Genomic DNA, 6,826 nt, shown 5'->3' on the forward strand with positions numbered 1-6,826 from the left:
GTCCGCGCTCAACACGTTCACAGCGCTTCGCTCCCCCTCAGTGCAATGCACCATCCTTCTGGTGCAATCGCCGCCGAACTGCGCTATTTCTGGGCATTATGACTCGACGTACCGGCAGCGCCGACCTTCCTCTTCACAACGGCCGGGTTCCACCCTGGCTGGCGAACCGTATGGCCTCGCTCGGGGCGATCGTCACGCAGGCAATCGTGCATAATTACGGACGCGACGCATTTCTCCAGCGGCTGTCGCATCCGTTCTGGTTCCAGTCGTTCGGCGCTGTGATGGGGATGGACTGGCACTCCTCCGGCATCACGACATCGGTCATCGGCGCGCTGAAGCGGGGGCTCGGTCCGCTCCAGGACGAGCTTGGAATCTACGTCTGCGGAGGGCGCGGCCAGCACTCGCGCAAGACACCGGAGGAATTGACGCAACTCGGCGATCGCGTCGGCTTCGACGGCGCGAAACTCACCCGCGCCAGCCGCCTCGTCGCAAAGGTCGACAGCGCAGCGGTGCAGGACGGATTTGATCTTTACCTGCATGGCTTCTTCGTCACCGCCGATGCCAAATGGACAGTGGTGCAGCAGGGCATGAATGGCGACAAGCGGCAGGCCCGCCGCTATCATTGGCATTCCGAGGCGCTGACGAGTTTTGTCGACACGCCGCACAGCGCGATCGACGGCCCCGAGCAGGGCGAGATCGTCAACCTCACCGACCACCGCGCCGACGTCTCGCGGACGGCCCAGCTAGAACTGTTGTCCGGGCTCGGCCCCGACCGCATCATCACCGAATTTGTACGGCTGAACGGGACAGAGCCCGCGCAGGCCATGCTGCCGCACCTGATCATGCCTGCCCATCACGACGTGCGGCCGAAGGATGTATTTGCGCGGCGCCTGCACGGCACGCTTACCGCGGCAGCCGAGCGCGGCCCGGTCGACTTTCCGGAACTGCTGCTCACGCCCGGCGTCGGCGCGCGCACCGTGCGCTCGCTCGCCATGGTCGCCGAAGTCGTGCATGGCGCGCCCTATCGCTTTGCGGATCCCGCACGCTTCTCGCTGGCGCACGGCGGCAAGGACCGGCATCCCTACCCCGTTCCGATCAAGGTCTATGACGAGACCATCCGCGTCTTGAAGGACGCAATCCAGAGCGCAAAGCTCGGGCGCGAGGAGGAGATGCAGGCGATCAGGCGGCTCGACGATCAGGCGCGGCGGCTGGAACGCAGCGCGCACGGTCCGTCGGTCGAGTCCTACATTGCCGGCGAACGCGCCGCCTCGCCCGATCTCGACGGCCGCTCCGTGTTCGGCTGGGAGCGCGATCTCGCGCCAACAAAAAAGCGGACCGGCTGAACACCGGTCCGCGAGTTGGTCGGGAGGAACAGCTCTCAGGTCTCGTCGCCTTCATTATCCTCGCGCAAGATCCGGTTGGCCGAGTGATCCTGGTATTGCTCGGTCTGGATGGACTTCCCGTCCATGCCGCGAATATCCGAATGTTGGGCCTTATCTCGGTTGGACAGCACCATGTTGTCGCCGATCTTCTCCTTTGGGACTTCGGCGAAGGCGCCGGTGCCATCGCCCTTGCCGCGCATGCCGGATCTGAAATGCGTCTTGCTGCCATGCCCACCTGGCATCGGTCTCTCCTCTTGCGCTATCACCCCGAAAGTCAGTGCTTCTGTTGCGCCGGCGTTGGCTTCGGCCGCATGTGGCCACTCTGGCGAGCACGGTTATGCTTGTTGTGGTCGCTTTCCTGGTTGAGGCCACCGCGGCTCACGGGGAATTCGCTATGCCGCGCCTCGCTTCGCGCGTGGTGTGCGCGGTGTTCCTCGGGATTGCGGCCCAGCGCTCGGTCTAGCTCTCGCGCATCGGGAACATCCGGTTTGCGCTCGAGGATGCGCACCTGCTGTTCGTGTGTTTTCTTGCCTTGCATTTATGGCCTCCGCCCTCGTCGTGGGGCGCCGCTGTGTGCGACGTCTTTGTCGATGCCGCCGGCGATGTTCACGTCGTTCTCGAAGTCGCCTTCGATCGTGTTCTCCCCGAGCGCATCCTCGACATCATCGGGCGACGCACCCGCCATGTTCGCTCCCTTTGATCCTCCGATCAGCGGATTATCGCGAAGATCCTTACTTGTCGGCGTATATAGTTTTGGCTGTTTGCTGCTCATGACTAGATTACCCTCCGCCCTTGTCTTTGGCATCGTGCCTGTGATGGGAATCGCGTTCACCTCCGCCGCCGGAAACGCGGCTATGCCTTCGCTGCGGATCATCGGCCGGCGGCTTCTTGACTTCCAGCGGCGCCTTGGCGTTCTCGTGGGCTGCGCCAGGTCCGCCCTGACGAATGCTGTTGGGTGTCTTGGTGGATGTCGACATAAGGCCCTCCTCAGCGGTCTTGCTGGTAGCCCTGATTGGTCGTGTTCTGCTTGATGTTGCCCTGTTGACCCTGCTGATCCGGATTCTGCACGCGCTGCTGGCCGTGCGGCGCCTGGTCCGCGGACATCTGCTTGTTGTCGCCGGTTCCCCTTGGGCTCTGATTTTGAGGGGGAACAGGTGGCTTCTTACTGGTCATGATCCTGATCTCCTGCAAAGACGAAGCGAGCGGAAAGAAACTCGTCGCTGCTTCAAGGTCTTGATGACAACAGGAAGCGCCGTAGACCGTTCCCGGCTGCCCCGCTCAGGGACAATTTTCCGAAGCAGCGCTCACGTCAGTTCGCCGCATTAAGGGAACGGCCGGCCTCTTGTGTTGGCACGTCGTTTCCTGTGTTCCACGACCAGCCGCCACGACTGGAAGCTGCCGGATCGCGCGCAGGCCCGGGCGCCTGCGCCATCGGACCTGCATTGGATCGACGGCTAGGCCGAGTTCAGGCCATCGTGCGAAGAGCGCCTCGAGCGCGCAGGCGGCTTCGATCCGCGCGAGCTGATGACCAAGGCAGAAATGGATGCCTGTGCCAAACGAGATGTGCCGATTTGGCTTTCGCGCCAGATCAAGCTGTTCGGGCTGGTCGTGGATCGCCGGATCGATGTTCGCGGCGGCGAGCATGACCATGACGCGGTCGCCCTTCTTCAGCCGCACGCCCTCGATCTCGACGTCCTGTCGCACATAGCGCGGCTTGGAGAACTGCACCGGCGAGACAAAGCGCAAGAACTCCTCGACGGCGAGACCGACGCGGCTCCAGTCCTGTTCCAGCCAATCGCGCAGACCAGGATTTCTGAGGAGTTCGTAGACCGAACCGCTGATGAGATGCGTGGTGGTTTCCGAGCCCGCAGCGAGCAGCAGAAAGACCATCGATACCATTTCGTCCCGCGTGATCTGGCCGCCTTCGCGTTCGACCTGGACCAGTTCGGCGATCAGGCCTTCACCGCCCTGCGCGCGAGCAATCCGCAACTGCTCTTCGAGATAGTCCCGCATCTTTCGGAATGCGAACAGCAGCCGAAAGAAGCTCAATACGTTCGTCAACGACGACATTGCATTGGCCCAGGCGATGAACCTCGGGCGATCCGCCGCCGGCAGCCCCAGGAGTTCGGAGATCACCGACAGCGGCAGGATGCGCGCATAGCGCTGGACGAGATCGGCCGGGCTGCCGTCCGCAAACAGGTCGGCCGCAAGATCATCGGCAATGGCGCGAATACGCGGCTGCATGTCCATGATCGCACGGCGGCGGAAAGCCTCGTCCACGATGCTGCGAAGCCTGGTATGATCCGGCTCGTCCATGGTCAGCATATTGTTGGCGATCGTGGTGACGAGTTTTGGCATCCACCAGCGCAGCCCCGCGACTTCCCCATCCTCCTTGCGCAGCGTGAATGTCGCGCTGTCCTTCAGCACCTGAGCCGTCGCGTCATGCGTGGTGGTGACCCAGACGTCGCCGACCAGGGGAAAGCGTGTCGCGACCACAGGGCCGGACGCCCGCAGCGTCGCAATGGCCTTGGACGGATCGCGAAAGAAGGACTCACTGGTAAAGTCGATACGCGCTGTCACGGATCACCGGCGTGGTTGGTCGCGTACCAACCAGATGGTATGCGTCGAGCAACGCGCAAGAGCCGGAACCCGCCTTGTCCACCGGCGGAAAGGACCGAGACGAACTATCCACGCCCCGGCGAGCGCTGGCCGGTCTTGCGCTGCTGCTGGCTGGTATAGGCGTCCCAATGGCTCCAGCTACCATTGCTGAGACTTTGCAGGTCGGTGCCGAGCGGACGGCGTGTCCGCTTGTCATAGTCGGCGATCGAACGCTCGGACTGCGCGATCTTGCGCTTGAGTTCCCCGATCGCCTTCTGGACCCGGCCATCGCGTTTCGAGGAGGCGATCTCACCCATCATGAAGCGCGCTGTCTCGAGCGCCTTCAACTCGGCACGGTTCTTCTTCAACTGGACCCGGTGCCAGGCGATATTGCTGTCGCTGTCCGCAACCATGTGGGAACTCCGCTGATTCGCACCCACATAGTATCGCGCGCCGAATCGGCACCGCAACGCCCGCGCGACGACGAAAATGCGGCCTTATTGCGCAAAGGGCATGGCCCGGACCGGTAGCGCCGCCTTAGTAGCGCCGCCCTCGCATAAACTGTGAAAGCGGTTTTTCCGAATAGATCATGCCCTTACAGGGAGCCCGCGTTCACCGCTCGGCGAAGGCCTTTTCGACCACGAACTGGGCCGGCTCACCATGGTTGCCCTCGACGAAGCCGCGCTCGGTCAGGAGCACGCGGGTGTCCGCAACCAACGCCGGGCTGCCGCAGATCATGATGCGGTCATGGGCCGCTTCCAGCGACGGCAGTCCGATATCGGCGAAGAGTTTGCCGGAGGTGATGAGGTCGGTGATGCGGCCGCGGTTGCGGAAGGGATCGCGGGTCACGGTCGGGTAGTAGATGAGCTGGCTGCGGATGAAGTCGCCGAGCAATTCGTCCTTCGGCAGCGTCTCGGTGATCATCTCGCCGTAGGCGAGCTCCTTGACGTGCCGGCAGCCGTGCAGCAGCACGACCTTCTCGAAACGCTCATAGGTCTCGGGATCCTTGATCACGCTCAGGAACGGCGCGAGCCCCGTTCCGGTGCCGATCAGATAGAGGTTGCGGCCCTCTTCCAGGTTATCGATCACCAGCGTGCCGGTCGCCTTGCGGCTGACGATGATCTCGTCGCCCTCCTTCAGGTGCTGGAGCCGCGATGTCAGCGGGCCATCCGGCACCTTGATCGAAAAGAACTCGAGCGTGTCCTCATAGTTGGCGCTGGCGACGCTGTAGGCCCGCAGCAGCGGCTTCTCGCCGATCTTGAGCCCGATCATGGTGAATTCGCCGTTGCGGAAGCGGAAGGTCGGACTACGGGTGGTCTTGAAGCTGAACAGCGTGTCGGTCCAGTGGTGGACGCTCAAAACGCTTTCCTGATTGAAATTGCTCATCTCACCCTTCCGTGTCGCGTCCGTGGCGGTTTTCGAGGCGGTCAGCTATGCGTCGTTTGTACACGATCATTCGTATACTAATGAATAATCCGGCTTGATCCCGCGGTCAAGGCTGCCCAAGATCGATAGCGTTGCAGTTAAGGACAAGGACCCATTCAATGGCGCATGACGCACCCCAGGCCACCGGACCCTCGAAGCTCGTGATCCGCAATATCGGCCTGATCCTGTCCGGCGCGCTGGAAAAGCCGATCCTGGACGGCGATACCATCGTCGCCGAGAACGGCAAGATCGCCGCGATCGGCCGCTCTAGAGATCTCGATACGGAAGGCGCGACCACCATCGTCGATGCCAACGGCACGACCGTTGCGCCGGGCCTGATCGACAGCCACGTCCACCCCGTCGCCGGCGACTGGACGCCGCGGCAGAACCAGACCAACTGGATCGACAGCTATCTCCACGGCGGCGTCACCACCATGATCTCGGCCGGCGAGGTGCACATGCCCGGCCGCCCCCGCGACGTGGTGGGATTGAAGGCCATGGCGATCTTCGCGCAGCGCGCGTTCTGGACGCTGCGTCCGGGCGGCGTGAAGGTTCATGCCGGTGCGCCCGTGATCGAATGCGAGATGGTCGAAGAGGATTTCAAGGAATTGGCCGCGGCCGGCGTCAAGTTGCTCGGGGAGGTCGGCCTCGGCGGCGTCAAGGACGGCCCGACCGCGCGAAAAATGGTCGGCTGGGCGCGCAAATACGGCATCCAGAGCACGATCCACACCGGCGGCCCCTCGATCCCCGGCTCCGGCTTGATTGACAAGGACGTGGTGCTGGAGGCCGACACCGACGTGGTCGGACATATCAACGGTGGCCACACCGCGCTCCCCGACGACCAGATCCGATGCATCTGCGAGGGCTGCAAGCGCGGCCTCGAGCTCGTTCACAATGGCAACGAACGCTCCGCCCTGTTCACGCTGCGCACCGCGCGCGAGATGGGCGATCTGCATAGGGTGATCCTCGGCACTGACGCGCCTGCCGGCTCCGGCGTGCAGCCGCTCGGCATCTTGCGTATGGTCTCGATGCTGTCCTCGCTCGGCGAGCTGCCGGCCGAGCTCGCCTTTTGTCTTGCCACCGGCAACACCGCGCGGATGCGCGAACTCGATTGCGGACTGATCGAGGTCGGCCGCTCCGCCGACTTCGTCCTGATGGACAAGGCGCAGCACTCACCCGGCAAAAATATCCTCGAGAGCGTGCAGCTCGGCGATCTCCCCGGCATCGGCATGACCATCATCGATGGCATTGTCCGCACCCAGCGCAGCCGCAACACGCCGCCGGCGGGCAAGGTACCGGAAGTGGTGGCGAAGTAGACGCCACGTACAACTGCCGTAGGGTGGGCAAAGCGAAGCGTGCCCACCAATCGTCCTGAAGCCGCAGGCATCGTGGGCACGGCGCTTCGCGCCTTTGCCCACCCT

At 63.3% G+C, this 6,826-nt stretch carries 10 protein-coding genes; 2 read left to right on the top strand and 8 right to left on the bottom strand.

Annotation, left to right across the window (positions count from 1 at the left end):
- Nucleotides 1–98: 98 nt before the first annotated feature.
- Nucleotides 99–1,343: a DUF763 domain-containing protein gene (locus FXV83_RS20605; protein ID WP_148741227.1), complete on the top strand. Its 1,245-nt coding sequence runs from the start codon at nucleotides 99–101 to the stop codon at nucleotides 1,341–1,343.
- Between the two features lie 35 nt (nucleotides 1,344–1,378).
- Here the strand turns inward: FXV83_RS20605 and FXV83_RS20610 are convergent, their stop codons facing one another.
- From FXV83_RS20610 to FXV83_RS20645, 8 genes are all read right to left on the bottom strand, one after another.
- Entirely contained in the window at nucleotides 1,379–1,624 is a 246-nt protein-coding gene (locus FXV83_RS20610) for a hypothetical protein (protein WP_148741228.1), read from the bottom strand.
- Between the two features lie 32 nt (nucleotides 1,625–1,656).
- On the bottom strand, nucleotides 1,657–1,920 hold the full coding sequence (locus tag FXV83_RS20615; RefSeq protein WP_148741229.1) for a hypothetical protein: 264 nt from the start codon (nucleotides 1,918–1,920) through the stop codon (nucleotides 1,657–1,659).
- The gene (locus tag FXV83_RS20620) at nucleotides 1,921–2,154 is read right to left on the bottom strand and encodes a hypothetical protein (RefSeq protein WP_148741230.1); all 234 of its coding nucleotides are present in this window, start codon (nucleotides 2,152–2,154) and stop codon (nucleotides 1,921–1,923) included. It abuts the gene before it with no gap.
- A gap of 7 nt (nucleotides 2,155–2,161) precedes the next feature.
- The gene (locus FXV83_RS20625; protein WP_148741231.1) at nucleotides 2,162–2,359 is read right to left on the bottom strand and encodes a hypothetical protein; all 198 of its coding nucleotides are present in this window, start codon (nucleotides 2,357–2,359) and stop codon (nucleotides 2,162–2,164) included.
- Between the two features lie 10 nt (nucleotides 2,360–2,369).
- Nucleotides 2,370–2,555 carry a hypothetical protein gene (locus tag FXV83_RS20630; RefSeq protein ID WP_148741232.1) on the bottom strand — a complete coding sequence of 62 codons (186 nt, stop codon included), beginning with the start codon at nucleotides 2,553–2,555 and terminating at the stop codon, nucleotides 2,370–2,372.
- A 105-nt stretch (nucleotides 2,556–2,660) separates the two neighbouring features.
- Nucleotides 2,661–3,962, bottom strand: a complete 1,302-nt coding sequence (locus tag FXV83_RS20635) for a cytochrome P450 family protein (RefSeq protein WP_148741233.1) — start codon at nucleotides 3,960–3,962, stop codon at nucleotides 2,661–2,663.
- Nucleotides 3,963–4,066: 104 nt separating this feature from the next.
- Nucleotides 4,067–4,393 carry a hypothetical protein gene (locus tag FXV83_RS20640; protein ID WP_148741234.1) on the bottom strand — a complete coding sequence of 109 codons (327 nt, stop codon included), beginning with the start codon at nucleotides 4,391–4,393 and terminating at the stop codon, nucleotides 4,067–4,069.
- A 199-nt stretch (nucleotides 4,394–4,592) separates the two neighbouring features.
- Nucleotides 4,593–5,366, bottom strand: a complete 774-nt coding sequence (locus tag FXV83_RS20645; RefSeq protein ID WP_148741235.1) for a ferredoxin--NADP reductase — start codon at nucleotides 5,364–5,366, stop codon at nucleotides 4,593–4,595.
- A 158-nt stretch (nucleotides 5,367–5,524) separates the two neighbouring features.
- On the opposite strand from FXV83_RS20645, the gene FXV83_RS20650 reads away from it, so the two are divergent.
- Entirely contained in the window at nucleotides 5,525–6,721 is a 1,197-nt protein-coding gene (locus tag FXV83_RS20650) for an amidohydrolase family protein (RefSeq protein WP_148741236.1), read from the top strand.
- Nucleotides 6,722–6,826: the final 105 nt, after the last annotated feature.

Source organism: Bradyrhizobium hipponense (assembly GCF_008123965.1).
Classification (GTDB): Bacteria; Pseudomonadota; Alphaproteobacteria; order Rhizobiales; family Xanthobacteraceae; genus Bradyrhizobium; species Bradyrhizobium hipponense.